2 protein-coding genes are annotated in these 457 nt (G+C 59.1%); both read right to left on the reverse strand.

Annotation, left to right across the window (positions count from 1 at the left end; translation table 11 throughout):
• Nucleotides 1-284: flagellar hook-basal body complex protein (locus tag QWI17_RS09965; protein ID WP_302722358.1), on the reverse strand; the 284-nt coding region annotated here is incomplete at its 3' end.
• A 28-nt stretch (nt 285-312) separates the two neighbouring features.
• Nucleotides 313-457: FLgD tudor-like domain-containing protein (locus QWI17_RS23650; protein ID WP_368045339.1), on the reverse strand; the 145-nt coding region annotated here is incomplete at its 5' end.

Below are 457 nucleotides of genomic sequence, written 5' to 3' on the forward strand. Positions count from 1 at the left end.
TTCAGGGCGAAGAAACCGTTGCCATCGATGGCCATGTCCAGCGCCTGGCCGGTGGCATTGATGTTGCCCGGGGTGAACAGCTGGGAAACCGCGGCGGTCTTGACGCCGGTGCCGATCACGCTCTTGCCGGCACTGGTACCCCGAATGGAGTTGGAGTACTGGTCGGCGAACTCGGCACGCGACGATTTGAAACCGGTGGTGGCGACGTTGGCAATGTTGTTGCCGGTAACGTTAAGGGCCTTGTTCGCTGCATAGAGGCCGCTAAGGCCGATGTTGAAAGACATGTGTAACTCCTGTCGTTTTGCTCAGGCCCTAGATGCCGATGCTTTGAATTTTGGAAAGCGCAACACTGCCCAGCCCGGCCAGGTTGAGCATCATTTCCGATCCGTTGGTACCCATGGTCACGCTGGTCACCGACGCTGGCAGGTTGGTGGTCATGCTGGTGGCCTGGCCATCG

This window comes from Gilvimarinus gilvus (assembly GCF_030518155.1).
Lineage (GTDB): Bacteria > Pseudomonadota > Gammaproteobacteria > Pseudomonadales > Cellvibrionaceae > Gilvimarinus > Gilvimarinus gilvus.